The organism is Bacillus sp. RCC_6_1, assembly GCF_041360755.1.
Lineage (GTDB): Bacteria > Bacillota > Bacilli > Bacillales > Bacillaceae_G > Bacillus_A > Bacillus_A cereus.
Genome location: NZ_JBFUPV010000005.1, coordinates 72,364 through 87,698 on the forward strand (window position 1 = coordinate 72,364; position 15,335 = coordinate 87,698).

The window sequence follows — 15,335 nt, forward strand, 5'->3', positions numbered from 1 at the left end:
AATAAGTCGCTTTTGTAGTTTTTTACTTATCGCGTTTCTTTCTTAAATTGATTCCAAGTTTCTTCAGTTTGCACTATAAATACAATTATATAACATCTACTTATTTAAACTAGATTAAAGATAGCATGTGATATTTCAAAGTTAAATTTATTTGATAAAAGGGAAGGGACGTATAATATTGATATGGTGCAAGCGTGTATAGGTTTTCTCTATAAGGAAATTCTAAAAACGATAAAAAAGACTTGATAACCTACTAGAGGGGATCAAGTCTTTTCATTACATACGATTATCATGCCAGAAGTTTAATGGGAAGTGTTCGTTCTCATTATATGCTTCTAATTCATATCCTTTTTCTTTCAGTCCTTTAATAATTCCAGGTACTGCTTTTACTGATTGTGGATGAATATCATGCATAAGGATAACTTCTGTTGGATTTGTAGAATGAGCTAGAACGTTTTCTACAATTTTAGCTGATGCAGCATCAACTTGCATTTTGTTATATTTCCAGTCTAAAGAATCAATTGTCCAATCCCAAACTTTTAAGCCATTGTCTACAACTTTGTTGCGAAGAGCTTCGTTTAATCCTGGCATAGAGCCGTAAGCTGGACGAGTTAATACTGGTGATTTACCTAAAACACCAGCGATTAAGCCTTGGTCTTCCTTCATTTCATCTACGTAATGACCTTCAGTGTAAAGTTTCTTGTAGTTATGAGTCATACTGTGCATCCCAACGTAGTGGCCTTCAGCATCTTCGCGTTTTACAAGATCAGGGAAAGCTTTTACGTTTGAACCAATTAGGAAAAATGTTGCTTTTGCATTTTCTTTCTTTAACATATCTAAAAGCTCAGCTGTGTATTTTCCAGGACCGTCATCAAATGTTAAATAAGCGACTTTTCTAACTTGCCCGTTATAATGTTTTGGAGCTTCTTTCGGAGCAAGAGATGTTTGAATCTCACTTACAAGTTGAACAGATTTTGCTTCATCCTCTGTACTAGCTAAAGCAGTATGTACTGATCCAAAAGCCGCTTCGTATGTGAATAATACTCCCGCACAAACTAACATAGCCCTTTTTACTAAAGTTGTCATTCGAATTCCATTGTGCATAATTTTCCTTCTCTCTATAAAAGTTCTACTCTACTATATTAGCAATTATAGGTAGGGAAATGCAAAGAAACTTTTTTACACTTGTAAAAAAGTTTACCCAAAAGTATGCAAGATTTTATATCAATTGCAGTTTTGAAAAATAGAATGAATTTAACCTTTATTATTTAAACTTTCAATCACCAAATCATACTTTCGTATCACTTCGTTTTCGTTCCAAATATTGATTCGAATATTTTTGATTTTTATTAAAATATTGGTAAAGAAACAATTATATGAAAAAAGGAGCGGGAATATGAATAATTATATTTGCACTACATGTGGAGTACAGTATCCCGAAAATGAAGAAGCACCTTCTCACTGTAAAATTTGTAATGAGGAAAGGCCATATGTTAATCCAATTGGGCAGTCATGGATAACATTAGAAACAATGCAAAATAGCAATTTATACTAAAGTCCTATTGTTTATTAACTAATAGGTCTTTCAACTTAGGAAGCTCACACTAATGAGGGATGTTAAAGGGAATATATGTAACCTATACTAATTACTATAAAGCTTTGAAAAATGAAAAGGAGGAGAATTGCATGAAGAATTGGGTTCAATTTAGAATTGCAAGACCAACAGATAAATTTGAAGAAGTGATCAGTTTTTATGAAACAGGATTAGGACTAAAACGTATAGGGGAATTTCACAATCACGAAGGATATGACGGGGTTATGTTTGGATTACCAGATGAAGAGTATCATTTGGAGTTTACTACACATGTTAATGGAAGTCCATGTCCGGCACCGACAAAAGATAATTTACTAGTTTTTTATATGCCTAATAAAGATGAAATTGAAAAGATAGTGAATCGATTAAGTAATATGGGCTATCATGAGGTGGAACCAGAAAACCCGTATTGGATAGAGAAAGGAACCACAATAGAGGATCCAGATGGTTGGAGAATTGTGCTTATGAATGCATCTGAATAAGGAAACTATTTTCATATGAAATAGAGTGTAGCAAAATGATTTAGACATAAATCCCTACAGCGTTTGTAGGGATTTTTATATAAGAAAATCTTATTGAGAGAGTTATTAAAATGTAGAAAGTATTTTGGCTAAGAATAAATGTAGTAAACATAATTTATGAAGGAGGTATAAAAGTATGATAGTAAACCATTTTAAAGAGTTTTCTAAACATGTTGGAAATACACATCTCATTAAAAGTTCTTTCGTAGTTTATATCTTATTCTACGGAAAATTGATACCATCAAAAAACTGTATGTTTAACATGTATAGTTTTTTGATGGTGTAGCTGTGCAATGTTTAAAAATTTCACATACCGTATTTTAAAAATAAATATAGGAAAACCAAAAAGTAATGTAGAATATATCGTACATACATATATACAGTCAACATAAAAGATAAAGAGGTGGGTATATGTTACTTGAGGAAGTAATGCAGCAACTAGAGGAATATGGAACAGAACAAAATCGAAAAACGTATAAAAACCACGGAGCGAAAGAGCCGTTATTTGGAGTTAGTTTTGCGAATTTAAAATTGTTAAAAAAGAAGATAAAAAAAGATCATGATTTAGCAGTTGGATTGTGGGAAACGAAAAATATGGACGCAATGACATTAGCAACTTATATTTTAGATCCGAAAAAAATAACGACAGAACAGCTTAATAGTTGGATTCAGGATGTTGATTATTACTGTTTGATGGATGTTCTTATGACATCTATATGTACTTCGCCAATTGCAATAGAAAGAATGGAAGAGTGGACAAAGTCTAATGATGAATGGATTGGAAGAGCTGGCTGGTCTTTATTAGCAAATATAGCGATTAAAAATAAAACGTTACATGATGATTTCTTCTCTCCGTACTTAGAAGAGATTAAAGAAAATATACATAATGAAAAAAATAGAAAAAAAGAAGCGATGAATAGTGCTTTAATCGCAATAGGAATTCGTAATGAAGACTTAGAGCGACAAGCGATTGAAATTGCACGTGAAATTGGAAAAGTAGAGGTTGATCACGGTGCAACATCATGTAAAACACCAGATGCAGAAAGCTATATAAAAAAAGCGAGAGAAAGAGCTGAAAAAAAGAAAGTGAAATAAGAAAAGAGGATCGGTTATGAAAGCAATTGACGCAGCACAAAACATAATTACATTACAATTTTCTAATTGTGATGTAGCTTTACTCGGCGGAAGCGTTGCACGAGGAGAAGCGACGAAAACATCTGACCTTGATATTGTAATAGTTGACCAAAGTTTAACTTCTTGCTATAGGGAATCTTTCTATAGTAATGGATGGCCTGTTGAGGTGTTTGTTCATAATTTTGAAACATATAAAACCTTTTTCAAAATGGATTGTGATCGAGGGAGACCGTCGTTACCACAATTAGTTTCGGAAGGGATTGCATTAAAAGGGGAAAAGGAAATTGTTGAGAAATTAAAAAAAGAAGCGAATGATTTACTACATAAAGGACCAGCTAAATGGACCGAAGAAACGATTAAGCAGAAGCGATATTTTATTACGGATACTTTAGATGACTTTATTGGTGCAACAAAAAGAGAAGAAGAATTGTTTATCGCTAATTTATTAGCGGATTTAGTACATGAATATGTATTAAGAGTAAATGGTAAGTGGCTTGGGAGTTCAAAATGGTTTATTAGAGTGCTAAGAAGATATGATGAGCAATATGCAAACAAATTTGTAGCCGCTTTTGATCATTTTTATAAAACGGGAGAGAAAAATGAATTAATTCATTTTATAGAAAAGATGTTAGAACAGTATGGTGGAAGAGTGTTCGAAGGATTTTCTATTGGTAAATAAAAAGGGGAGAGAAAAATGAATGTACCATATGTTCAATTAAGAGAATTGACACTAGATGATGTAGAAGATCGCTATCAATGGTCATTAGATAGAGATGTAACAAAGCATTTAGTCGTACCAGATCAATATCCTCCGTTCACTCGTGGAGATACGAGAAACTGGATTGAAGCTTGTATAAGCCGAAAAAATGGTTATGAACAAAGGGCAATCGTTACTGAGGCAGGTATACATATTGGATGGGTAGACCTTAAAAATTTTGATAAAACAAATAAAAATGCTGAACTAGGAATTGCGATTGGAAATAAAGACTATTGGGGTAAAGGATTTGGAATGGCAGCTCTAAACAGCATGTTACAAATAGGTTTTTCTCAGTTTGAATTGGAGAAAATTTGGTTACGTGTAGATGAAGATAATACAAAAGCTAAAAAGAGTTATGAAAGTGCCGGATTTGTATGCGAAGGGTTAATGAGAAATGATCGATTGAGACAGGGGAAGTTCATTCATCGCAATCGTTACAGTATATTAAAAGAAGAGTATGAATCAAAAAAAGTAGCCTATAAAAATATTATGTAAATTGAAAAGGGGAAGATAAAATGATTCGATTACTTACAAAAGCGGATGCAAAACAATATTGGGAGTTACGTTTACAAGCATTACAAGTAAATCCAGAAGCATTTATAACGACTTATGAAGAAGCAGTACGTCAAGAAAATCCTCTTGAACGAGTTGCTAGTAATCTTTCATCCAATAGTAGTTTTACATTTGGTGCTTTTAATAATGAAAATCGTTTAGTTGGGGTTGTTACTTTATTAACAGAAGAAAAAGACGCATATAAGCATAAAGGACATATCGTTGCAATGTATGTAGATACTGAAAATCGAAGAAGTGGTCTTGCACGTGATTTAATACGTAAAGCAATTGAAAGGGCAAAAGAGATGAAGCTAGAGCAATTGAATTTAGGGGTTGTTTCAACGAACGAACCAGCCAAACGATTATATGAATCAATGGGATTTAAAACATACGGAATTGAAAAAAGGGCTATAAAAATGAATGGTGTGTATAATGATGATGAACATATGGTGTTGTTCTTTTAAGAGAGGAAGTTTTGTATGAAAAAGGCGAAACTGCGACAATAAGATGGGGAATATGGCATATAGCAGATCATAATCGGTATCATCAAGCTCATATCAGTCGTTTGAGGAAATTATACAGAGAATATAAACTACATATTCTTTAATTTTTGAATGAACGAACGCCCCTAAATAATAATTAAAGGAGGCGTTTGTTTTTATTCGTTCGCTTTTCTTCCCAAGCTATCATTAAATTTTTATGATAATCTTTTGGTTTCTCAATAGAAAACCAGTAAATTGAATGTGCAATAGTTGGTAGCCATCTTTTATAGCGGATGTGTATATTTTCATGGTGAGTATAGTGGGTCGAGATTAAAGTAGATTTTGACCCTTGAAAATTTTGATATGTAATGGCCTCGATTTCATACCAATGCACTTTATTCCCATGTAAATCTACTACAATTCCTTCATCATCCCAAAGTGAAATGTAAGTTTGTATGTAGATTTTTCATCGCGTATACTAAAATATATGTCATAGAGATAAAAAATTAAATACAAGGGGTTTTACAATGAAAGCAATTGTTATAGGGATACTGGCATCATTTTTCTTTGCCTTTACTTTTGTTTTAAACAGGGCAATGGACTTAGAAGGTGGAAGCTGGATTTGGAGTGCATCATTACGGTACTATTTTATGGTTCCAATGTTATTACTTATTGTTATGTATAGAGGGAACTTAAAGCAACTCTTTCAATATATGAAAAACAATCCGAAAGAATGGTTAGTGTGGAGTATCGTTGGATTTGGTCTCTTTTATGCGCCGCTTAGTTTTGCTGGAGCGTTCGGACCAGGTTGGCTTGTTGCATCAACATGGCAAATTACAATCGTTGCAGGGATTTTGTTAACACCATTTTTTGCGGTGAATCCACTACATAAAAAACTTCCGATGAAGGAATTAGTTATGTCGGGCATTATTTTATTCGGTGTTGTTCTCATGCAAGTAGAACATGCTTCTTCATTAGGTATTCGTGAAACCGTTTTATGTGTAGTTCCTGTACTTATTGCAGCATTTGCGTATCCTCTTGGAAATAGAAAAATGATGCAAGTTTGTAAAGGGGAATTAGATGTATTTCAGCGAGTACTCGGTATGACATTAGCAAGTTTACCATTTTGGTTTTTATTATCTGGTTACGAAGTATCAACAGGCGGATTACCGTCAAGTAGCCAAATTTTTCAATGTTTTATTGTAGCAGTTAGCTCTGGGTTAATCGCGACAGTATTATTTTTCTTTGCAACAGATCTTGTGAAAGATGATCCGCAAAAATTAGCAACAGTGGAAGCGACGCAGTCTGGTGAAGTTTTATTTGCGCTAGTAGGAGAGCTGATCTGGTTATCTGCACCAATTCCGTCATCATTATCTTGGATTGGTATGAGTCTCGTTATTATTGGAATGATACTTCATAGTTATGTGGCTGTCGTTGTAAAAAAAGAAGAAAAAATAACGGCGTAATGAGATTAGCTCTTTTTATTAAGAGTTAGTCTTTTTTTCATAGAAAGGGATGAAAATATGAATTTACAGCGTGTTGAACAAATTGAAAAAGATTCAATATTAAATGTGCTACAATATGCCGTCGGTCCAAATGAAATAAGCTTAAAGAAAGCAGTATTATTTTATCAAAGTAATAAAGGGACTTTGTACAAATATGAAGAAAAAGCTTGTCTAGGTATTGAAGTAATCGGAGCAACTAAAGCACGAGTATGTCATATAGCAGTGGCGCCAGATTATCGTCAAAAAGGAATTGCACTACAAATGATTAAAGAGATTGTAAGAGTATACCAATTGACTTATATAGAAGCAGAGACAGACGATGGGGCGGTAGAATTTTATAAAAGAATTGGTTTTCAAGTTAAAAGTTTAGGAGAAAAATATCCAGGGATAGAAAGATTTCATTGTTACATGGAAAAATAGCATGAAAATATATAATTGTACATATTGAATATAGTTTGAAAAAAATAATAATTTCATTATATAATATAGGTATCTGGAAAAATATAGATAAAAGAAGATAGGTGTATAACACGTGAGAATGGAGAAAAGTAAGTTTATAAAAATAGCTACTTCAATAGGGGTGTCATCTTTTTTATTAACAGGTTGTGGTGATTATGAAGAAGAAACTGCTCAGCAAGAAAGTACAGCTGTTAAAACAGATGGTGCAAAACAAAGAAATGAACAAGAAACATTAAATTGTGATGATAAAGCCCCAACCAATGAAAATGTAGAGAAAGATGAGTTATGCAAGGAAAATAATCCGTCATTTTCATCTTATCATGAAAACTCTCATTTACCGATACTTCCATTTGTAGCAGGATATTTATTAGCGAGTAGAACTTCAAATATGAATTATACAGCAAAACCAAATTTAATGAAGAAACCGTATGCAAATAATGTTATTCCATATCGTGAAAAAGATGAGCGTAGAACAGGTGGCGGTAGTAGCGGTGGTTATACTGGTGGTTCTAACGGTAACAATAATACTTCCAATAAAGTAGATTTAAATAAACAGCAGCCAAATCCATCCAATAAAGTAACACCAGATACAAATACGCCAAAATCATCTACTACGCAAACACCGAAAGTAAACTCTGGTTCAAGTGGAATTGGAAACGCAAAAGCGCCAGCAGGATCCTAAAACGAAAGGGTAATGGAGTAATGTATACAGAACGAGAGCAAGAAGAGTATATGAAAGTATGGTTTTCACTTGCAGAAGAGGCTAGTAGGAATGGTTTCACTTGGCCTAGTCTGTTAGAGAATGAAGAATGGAATCAATATATGGCAACAGGGATGTATCGCATGCCAGCAAAAACTTATACTGCTATCTCAAAAGCGACAGAAGAAATCATGTATGTGTTATATAGAACGTATCAATATATTGTAAATACGACAGAAGATTTTCAAAAACTTGGATTCCCAGCTGAAGCGTGGGAAATGGCGAGAATGAAACATAATGGTTTATTTTCATATTTTACAAGGTTTGATTTTATCGTAAATGGTGACGATATAAAATTAATAGAAGTAAATTGTGATACGCCAACAGGCTATTTAGAACCGTCTGTCGCAAATGAAGTGTTATGCCGTTATCATGATGTAAATCACCCAAACCATATAGAAGAGCATATTGTGCAGGCATGGGAACAAATTAAACATGACTATCATATAGGCCCTGAAGAGACGATATATTTTACTAGTTATGATTGGCACGATGAAGATAGTCAAACGGTTCAGTTTTTAAGAACGTATTGCTTAAATCAGTCAACGGACTATGTAGGAATACAAGACATTGTCGTTGCGGAAGATGGTATATATACGCCGAGTGGAGAAAAAATAAAATATTTATATAGACTGTATCCAATAGAGTATTTAGTAACGGACGTTGATAAGAATGGAAAAAGGATTGGTTTACAATTTTTAGATCATATTGCGCAAGAAAGAGTGAAAATTATTAATCCGCCAGCCGCATTTGTTATGCAAAACAAAAGTGTACTCGCACTAATTTGGAAGCTTTATGAAGAAAGTGTTTTCTTTACAGAAGAAGAGCAAGACATTATTTATAAATACTTTCTACCAACATATTTTTCAAATAAGCGATTTCTAGAAAGACATGAATCATACGTTTCCAAACCTGTATTTGGTCGTGAAGGTGGCGGAGTATCTATATACGAAAATGATGAATTATTAGCTGAAGATAAAACAGAGTATTACTTTGAACAAAGGAAGATATACCAGCAATACATAGAAATGCCTGACTATACCATTGACACATGGGATGGTCCATATACTGGTAAACTATTAATTGGCTCTCACTGTATAAGCGGAAGAGCAGCAGGCTTATTTTTACGTGTAGGTGAGAAAATAACGGGAAACTTATCAATGTTTACTGGGGTTACAATTGAAGGATAAAGTAAACAAAGAGCTCATCATTTGTGATGAGCTCTTTCGTCTATGTATAAAACAGCTTTTTATGGTGGGGATGTAAAAACTTCACTTTCTTTTTGTGTTTTAAATCTGGATATTATAATTTAAAAATTTTTTTGTGTAATAATATTACCATTTTTTATAGATATGAAAAATGATTAAGTTAAAAATTAAGAAAAATATGATAATATATTTATATAAAAGTTTAAATTTACGTAGCTAGTGGGGGAACCAATATGAAAATGAATGAAATAGTAGCAAGTACACAATTTCCAAATACAATCGAAACAATAACAAAAGATTTAAAAGCATTAGGAGTCGAAAAAGGAATGACAATTATCGTTCATTCATCACTAAGTTCTATCGGGTGGATATCTGGTGGTGCGGTTGCTGTAGTAGAAGCATTAATGAAAGTTGTTACGGAAGAAGGAACGATAATAATGCCAACGCAATCTTCGGATTTGTCCGATCCGAAACATTGGTCAAGACCACCTGTACCGGAAGACTGGTGGCAAATTATCCGAGATAACGTCCCAGCATTTGATTCACGTATAACCCCAACAAGGGGAATGGGTGAAATAGTTGAATGTTTTCGTACATATCCGAATGTAGTACGTAGTAATCATCCGTTAGGAAGTTTTGCTGCATGGGGAAAACATGCAGTAGAAATAACAATGAACCATTCGTTATCAATGAGCTTTGGAGAAGAATCTCCATTAAGAAAAATATATGATTTAGACGGGTACGTATTATTAATTGGTGTTGGATATGATTCCAATACGTCTGTTCATTTATCCGAGGTGCGTTCTGGTGCATGTGAGTTAATACAAGTAGGAGCACCTATTATAGAAAACGGTGAAAGAGTGTGGAAAGAGTTTTTTGAAATGGATTACGAATCTGAGAAGTTTGTAGAAATTGGTGTGGAGTTTGAGCGAAAAGGAACTGTAAAAAATGGGAAGATAGGGAATGCAACGTGTCGTCTAATGAAACAGCGTGATATAGTTGACTTTGGAACAGAATGGTTTCGTAAGAAAAATTAGTAAGGGATGGTTACAATGAAGGGGAAAAAGGTATTAATTACGAGCGGTGGTTGTCTAGAAAAATGGGATCAAGTACGCGGGCATACGAATATGGCCAAAGGTACAATCGGAAGGATAATCGCAGAAGAACTTCTAGCTAAAGGGGCACATGTTATATATTTACACGGTTATTTTGCGGAGAAACCGAGTGATGTACATAGAGGGTTAGAATTACATCCATTTGAAGGAATCGTTGATTTACAAGATAAAATGAAAAGTATCATATCACATGAAAAGATTGATGCAGTCATTATGGCAGCGGCTGGATCAGATTGGATTGTGGAGAAAATTTGTGATCAAGATGGTAATGTTCTTAATATGAACGGAAAAATTTCAAGTGATATAGCACCGATTATTCACTTTCAAAAGGCTCCAAAAGTATTAAAACAAATAAAAGAATGGGACCCAGAAACAGTACTTGTTGGTTTTAAACTTGAAAGTGATTTAAATGAAGAAGAACTGTTTGAAAGAGCAAAAAATAGAATGAAAGAAGCAAGGGCGAATGTAATGATTGCGAATTCACCACATTCTTTATATTCGCGCGGAGCTGTGCATTATGTAATTGGACAGGATGGTAAAGGGAAGTTGTGTAATGGGAAAGATGAAACAGCGAAAGAAATTGTCAAAAGCTTAGAGTTATTATGTAATCGTGTCACTGCTTTTTAAAATTAAGTTTTTAGATGAGAATGAATCCGCATAGTAATAAGTAAGCGAAACTTTAATTGGTGGGAATTTTACTTTTACACGAATGTGAAGCGTATACCAATCAAGAGCTATACACAGAATAATTGGTGAGGAGTGGATTCTATGGAACATTTATTAAAGCAAGCTATTAAACTTAGAAACGAAAAGAAATATGCGCAGTCTAAAGAGATGCTTATAGGATTAACAAACTTTACAAAGGATGCAGAAGTACTGTATCAGTGTGCGTGGATACATGATGTAATGGGGCTAGAAACAGAAGCAGTTCCGTATTATGAGCAGGCAATCGCAAATGGACTCGATGGCGAATCGCTTTGCGGTGCTTATATTGGTTTAGGAAGTACATATCGTTGTATAGGGGAATATGAAAAGGCAATTACAGTATTAGAAGCTGGGGTGAAAAAATTCCCAGAGAACGCTCCGATGAAAGTATTTTTATCATTAGCAAAATATAACGTAAACGATCACGAATCAGCGATGAAATTATTACTTGAAACTGTCGTGAAAGTAGAGGAAGTAAAAGAATTTGAACGTGCCATTTCATTTTATAAAGACCATTTAAATGAGGTTTTTAAATAAAGGAGTGAACGTATGGAGGTTACACTATCACGAAGGCGAAAAGGTGTTTGGATTGGACTCGTCTTTTTAATTATGCTACCAAACTATTTATTGTATGCCCTTCCAATTGTACCAGTTGCGCCGAAAGAAGTTGTGCTTGGGTCATTATTAGATTGCATGTTTGTCATTCCAATCATCACGTATTTCTTCATTATTCGAAAAAGATACTCGTTAACGTATATAGTTCCTGTTGTAATAGCTGGTTATATTTTTGCAAGATTTATTATTCCAAGTGACTATTTACAAGCTTTTTCATTCATCTCTTATATTATTGTTGCGGCTGAAATTGCATTTGTAGGTCTAGAATTATTCCTTCTCTATAAAATTGTTAGAGTGCTTCCTAAAATAATAAAAAAATATAAAGAATATAGAAGAGAAAATTATTCCTTTTCTTATGCAATTGATGCAGCGTTTGACGCCACTATGAAAAGAAGTAAGTTAGTAGATGTCATTCTAACAGAGTGTAAGTTAATCTATTATGCGTTTTTATCGTGGCGTGAAAAAGTACCAACAGGTAAATCTGTATACTCATATCATAAAAAGACTGGTGCTATAGGTGTGTATATCATGATTATTCATGCAACAATAATTGAAAGCATTGGTTTTCATTATTTACTACATCAGTGGAATCCAGTAATAGCATGGATTTTACTTATTTTAAATGTATACGCGATGATTTATTTTATAGCTGAAATACAAGCGATGCGCAAAAATCCCCTTGTCGTAACAGAAGAACAAGTAGTCATTCAAATCGGATTAGGAAAGAAAATTGTTATGCCATTTACACAAATTGATAATATTGCGTTCTACAAGGGTGAATTGCTAACGGCAAAAGAAAGGAAACAGGTATTGGATGCAACTGTTATGGAGTTCATAAAAGAACCTGCTACTTTTAAAATAACATTAAAAGAGCCAGTGAAAGCGCAGTTGTTATACGGCTTTTCTAAAACAGTAAGTCGTGTTTACTTAAATGTTGATGAAGAACGAAAATTTTATGATGCGGTTAAGGAAAAGTTAAAACATGAGTAATAGTGCTGTTAGTTACATAAAAACAAATGAGCTTCCGTTAGAAGTGAAAAAATATGAAACATGGATAGTGAAAAACTCTTTCTAAATAAGAAGGAGTTTTTATTATGTACTTTTATAAATCATTATATAAAAAACTATACACTTCTTTATCACTACATAAATGGATATAATTGAGGATAGAACTAGCATAAGGGGAAACAAAATAATGAATAAGTTACTTACATCGAAAATTGAAATTATAGAAAGAAAAATCCGGTATAACTCAACAATAGTAGATCACAATTGCTTATTACTTGAAAAGCAATCACAAAGTATCGTTTTATTTCACGAGGTGCAGTATTCATTTACAATGACTGCAAATGATACTAAGTTAACAATCCCAAAAGGAAGTTATACAATCGCATATTACTGGAAAGATCGTCCGTACAATTTATACGTATGGAGAGATATAAAAGGAAAGTATTTAGGTTCCTATTTTAATATCGTAAAAAACACACAAATAAAAGATGAAGTGGTTTCCTTTGAAGATTTAATCATCGATATTATGGTACTTCCAAATGGAGAATACTTCATATTGGATGAAGATGAATTACCAGAACCATTAGGAAATTTCGAAGGTGGGTATGTGAGGAAAGCTCTTTATGGATTAAAAGAAATCATTCAAAAAGAGCTGCCACCAATAGTTTTGGAGACAGCCAGGGTGCAGAGGAAATAAAATTTAATTACATAAATATTTTGAATGGGAATGAGTAGTCTCAAGTTATATGATCTAACTTTTTTAATAAATCTAAGGTTAGTAGCATATTTCTTGAAATTACTCTTTTTTTTGTAGAAATTTCGTCGCTTAGTTATTAAATCCCATCAAATGCATTTAGCGTGTGAGTTTTCTTATTGGTTACAGTGGATTAAAGATCAGAAAAAATAGTAAGTAAACGATATCGTTTAAATAAACAAAAGTAAAATGTTCAAACAAATCATATGTATGTTTTAATAAAACCTAGTTGACTTATCGGAAATATTTGTATAATATGTACTTAATTCCATAACGTATTGCTGATTGGAGAAACCAAAGGCATTTTATCAACAGATAAAATGCCTTTGGTTTTTTTATTGCACAAATACTGAATCTGTTCATTTATATGAATCATTTTAAGGAGGGGAAGAAATGACTGTTTCAATTGATGGGGTATCAAAATATTTTTTGAAACAAACTGGTACTGTTCAAGTATTAGAGAATATTAATTTTCAATTAGAGAAAGGGGATTTTGTTACAGTAATTGGTCCGAGTGGGTGCGGAAAAAGTACATTACTAAAAATTGTTGCCGGTCTAGATAATAATTTTGAAGGGGAAATTGTTATTGACGGGGAGCCTATCTTAAAAACGAGCAAGAAACAAGGTTTTATTTTTCAAGAACATAGGCTTTTTCCATGGTTAACAGTTGAAGAAAATATAGCGGCAGATTTATCGTTAAAAGATAAGTATGTGAAAGATAAGGTAAGAGAATGGGTTGAAATCGTTCGGTTAGATGGCTTTGAAAAATCGTATCCGAAAGAAATTTCAGGCGGGATGTCACAACGTGTTGCGATAGCGAGAGCGTTATTAAGAGATCCAAATGTATTATTACTTGATGAACCTTTTGGAGCGCTGGATGCTTTTACTCGAAGTCATTTACAAGAAGTATTGCTAAATATTTGGGAGCAGAAGAAAACAACAATGATATTCGTTACACATGATATAGACGAAGCGATATATCTTTCAAACCGAATCATCATTATGAGTGCAAAACCAGGGAAAATACATAAAGTGATTGAAAATAATTTGCCTTATCCGCGAAATAAAACTTCTCAATCGTTCCAACAACTTCGAACGAAAGTATTACAGCAGTTTGAATATGGAGGGTTGATTCAAACAAGTATATAGGAAAAGGGTGATTTTATATGTATAAAAAATTAAAAATTCTTTCTTTTGCTTTAGCTATATCAGTATGTTTGTTAGGATGTGAAAAAAGTACAGCAAGTAGTAAGAAAGAAGATGTAACAATACAAATTGGTATACAACAAGGATTAAGCCCGCTATTACTAGCAAAGAAAAAGGGATGGTTTGAAGAGGAGTTTAAAAAAGAAGGAGTTAAAGTGAAATGGACAGAGTTCCAAAGTGGACCTCCTTATTTTGAAGCAATCGCATCAAACCGGTTAGACTTTGGTGAAGTAGGGAATTCTCCAGTCATTTCAGCGCAAGCAGCAGGTATTGGATTTACCGAAATCGCCAATACAAGTTATGCGAGAAAAGGAACTGGAATTCTCGTTCAAAAAGATAGTAAGATTGCGAGTGTAAAAGATTTAAAAGGTAAAAAAATTGCAGTAGCAAAAGGAAGTAGTGCCTTTAATTTATTATATCGAGCACTTGATAAAGAAGGTATTGATGCAAAAGATGTAAATGTCATTCAATTACAACCAGATGAAGCGCAGCCTGCATTCGAATCAGGATCAGTAGATGCATGGGCGATTTGGGACCCTTTCATATCATTACATACGTTAAATAAAGGTGCGAAGGTGATTGCAGACGGTGAAACATTAAATGTCTCTTCACCAGAATTTTTAATTACGAGGACAAAATTTGCGAAAGAACATCCAGAATTAGTTGAGAAATTCCTCAAAGTTTATGAAAAAGCACGTGTATGGCAAGATGCTAACTTAGATGAAGCAATAAAAGTATACACTTCTGTAAAAAAGATAGATGCAGAGATTGTAAAAGAAGTGTTTAATCACGACAAACCAATTTTAGTTCCGGTAACTAAGGAAATAATAGCAGAACAACAAAAGACTGCGGATTTTCAATATAAGCTCGGTTCTATAAAGAAAGAAATTAAGACGGAAAAAGTTGTAGATAATTCTTTCGTAGAAAAAGCATTGAAAGCGAAGTGAAAAGAGGTTTTGT

Annotated in this window: 17 protein-coding genes and 1 pseudogene; 17 read left to right on the top strand and 1 reads right to left on the bottom strand. The window is 33.4% G+C overall.

Annotated elements, in window-relative coordinates:
- Positions 1 to 276 precede the first annotated feature (276 nt).
- On the bottom strand, positions 277 to 1,104 hold the full coding sequence (locus AB6801_RS16825; protein WP_000551443.1) for a peptidoglycan-N-acetylglucosamine deacetylase: 828 nt from the start codon (positions 1,102 to 1,104) through the stop codon (positions 277 to 279).
- A gap of 582 nt (positions 1,105 to 1,686) precedes the next feature.
- On the opposite strand from AB6801_RS16825, the gene AB6801_RS16830 reads away from it, so the two are divergent.
- From AB6801_RS16830 to AB6801_RS16910, 17 genes and pseudogenes are all read left to right on the top strand, one after another.
- A complete protein-coding gene (locus AB6801_RS16830) occupies positions 1,687 to 2,076 on the top strand; it encodes a VOC family protein (RefSeq protein WP_000800670.1) in 390 nt (129 codons plus the stop codon).
- A 450-nt stretch (positions 2,077 to 2,526) separates the two neighbouring features.
- Entirely contained in the window at positions 2,527 to 3,210 is a 684-nt protein-coding gene (locus AB6801_RS16835; protein ID WP_000923455.1) for a DNA alkylation repair protein, read from the top strand.
- Positions 3,211 to 3,226: 16 nt separating this feature from the next.
- Positions 3,227 to 3,928 (top strand): nucleotidyltransferase domain-containing protein, encoded by a 702-nt coding sequence (locus AB6801_RS16840; RefSeq protein ID WP_370941105.1) that lies wholly within the window; start codon positions 3,227 to 3,229, stop codon positions 3,926 to 3,928.
- A 15-nt stretch (positions 3,929 to 3,943) separates the two neighbouring features.
- The gene (locus tag AB6801_RS16845; RefSeq protein ID WP_001102496.1) at positions 3,944 to 4,501 is read left to right on the top strand and encodes a GNAT family N-acetyltransferase; all 558 of its coding nucleotides are present in this window, start codon (positions 3,944 to 3,946) and stop codon (positions 4,499 to 4,501) included.
- 20 nt (positions 4,502 to 4,521) lie between these two features.
- On the top strand, positions 4,522 to 5,022 hold the full coding sequence (locus AB6801_RS16850) for a GNAT family N-acetyltransferase (RefSeq protein WP_000620316.1): 501 nt from the start codon (positions 4,522 to 4,524) through the stop codon (positions 5,020 to 5,022).
- Positions 5,019 to 5,165, top strand: a pseudogene (locus AB6801_RS16855) (DinB family protein); the annotation flags it as partial. The gene AB6801_RS16850 and the pseudogene AB6801_RS16855, both read left to right, overlap by 4 nt.
- Before the next feature lie 402 nt (positions 5,166 to 5,567).
- Complete coding sequence (locus AB6801_RS16860; protein WP_000644600.1) at positions 5,568 to 6,506, top strand: DMT family transporter; 939 nt, start codon at positions 5,568 to 5,570, stop codon at positions 6,504 to 6,506.
- Positions 6,507 to 6,563: 57 nt separating this feature from the next.
- The gene (locus AB6801_RS16865; RefSeq protein ID WP_001053321.1) at positions 6,564 to 6,965 is read left to right on the top strand and encodes a GNAT family N-acetyltransferase; all 402 of its coding nucleotides are present in this window, start codon (positions 6,564 to 6,566) and stop codon (positions 6,963 to 6,965) included.
- A gap of 112 nt (positions 6,966 to 7,077) precedes the next feature.
- A complete protein-coding gene (locus tag AB6801_RS16870) occupies positions 7,078 to 7,686 on the top strand; it encodes a hypothetical protein (protein WP_001242222.1) in 609 nt (202 codons plus the stop codon).
- Positions 7,687 to 7,706: 20 nt separating this feature from the next.
- Complete coding sequence (locus tag AB6801_RS16875; RefSeq protein WP_000287883.1) at positions 7,707 to 8,954, top strand: glutathionylspermidine synthase family protein; 1,248 nt, start codon at positions 7,707 to 7,709, stop codon at positions 8,952 to 8,954.
- Between the two features lie 251 nt (positions 8,955 to 9,205).
- Entirely contained in the window at positions 9,206 to 10,009 is an 804-nt protein-coding gene (locus tag AB6801_RS16880) for an AAC(3) family N-acetyltransferase (protein ID WP_000783344.1), read from the top strand.
- Between the two features lie 15 nt (positions 10,010 to 10,024).
- Positions 10,025 to 10,714 carry a phosphopantothenoylcysteine decarboxylase domain-containing protein gene (locus AB6801_RS16885; RefSeq protein WP_000676724.1) on the top strand — a complete coding sequence of 230 codons (690 nt, stop codon included), beginning with the start codon at positions 10,025 to 10,027 and terminating at the stop codon, positions 10,712 to 10,714.
- 141 nt (positions 10,715 to 10,855) lie between these two features.
- A complete protein-coding gene (locus AB6801_RS16890; protein ID WP_000400636.1) occupies positions 10,856 to 11,329 on the top strand; it encodes a tetratricopeptide repeat protein in 474 nt (157 codons plus the stop codon).
- A gap of 12 nt (positions 11,330 to 11,341) precedes the next feature.
- The gene (locus AB6801_RS16895; protein ID WP_000454146.1) at positions 11,342 to 12,397 is read left to right on the top strand and encodes a hypothetical protein; all 1,056 of its coding nucleotides are present in this window, start codon (positions 11,342 to 11,344) and stop codon (positions 12,395 to 12,397) included.
- Positions 12,398 to 12,602: 205 nt separating this feature from the next.
- On the top strand, positions 12,603 to 13,112 hold the full coding sequence (locus tag AB6801_RS16900) for a ribonuclease FAU-1 family protein (RefSeq protein ID WP_001037878.1): 510 nt from the start codon (positions 12,603 to 12,605) through the stop codon (positions 13,110 to 13,112).
- 450 nt (positions 13,113 to 13,562) lie between these two features.
- The gene (locus AB6801_RS16905) at positions 13,563 to 14,318 is read left to right on the top strand and encodes an ABC transporter ATP-binding protein (RefSeq protein WP_097999402.1); all 756 of its coding nucleotides are present in this window, start codon (positions 13,563 to 13,565) and stop codon (positions 14,316 to 14,318) included.
- A gap of 17 nt (positions 14,319 to 14,335) precedes the next feature.
- On the top strand, positions 14,336 to 15,322 hold the full coding sequence (locus AB6801_RS16910; RefSeq protein WP_000277087.1) for an aliphatic sulfonate ABC transporter substrate-binding protein: 987 nt from the start codon (positions 14,336 to 14,338) through the stop codon (positions 15,320 to 15,322).
- Positions 15,323 to 15,335 lie beyond the last annotated feature (13 nt).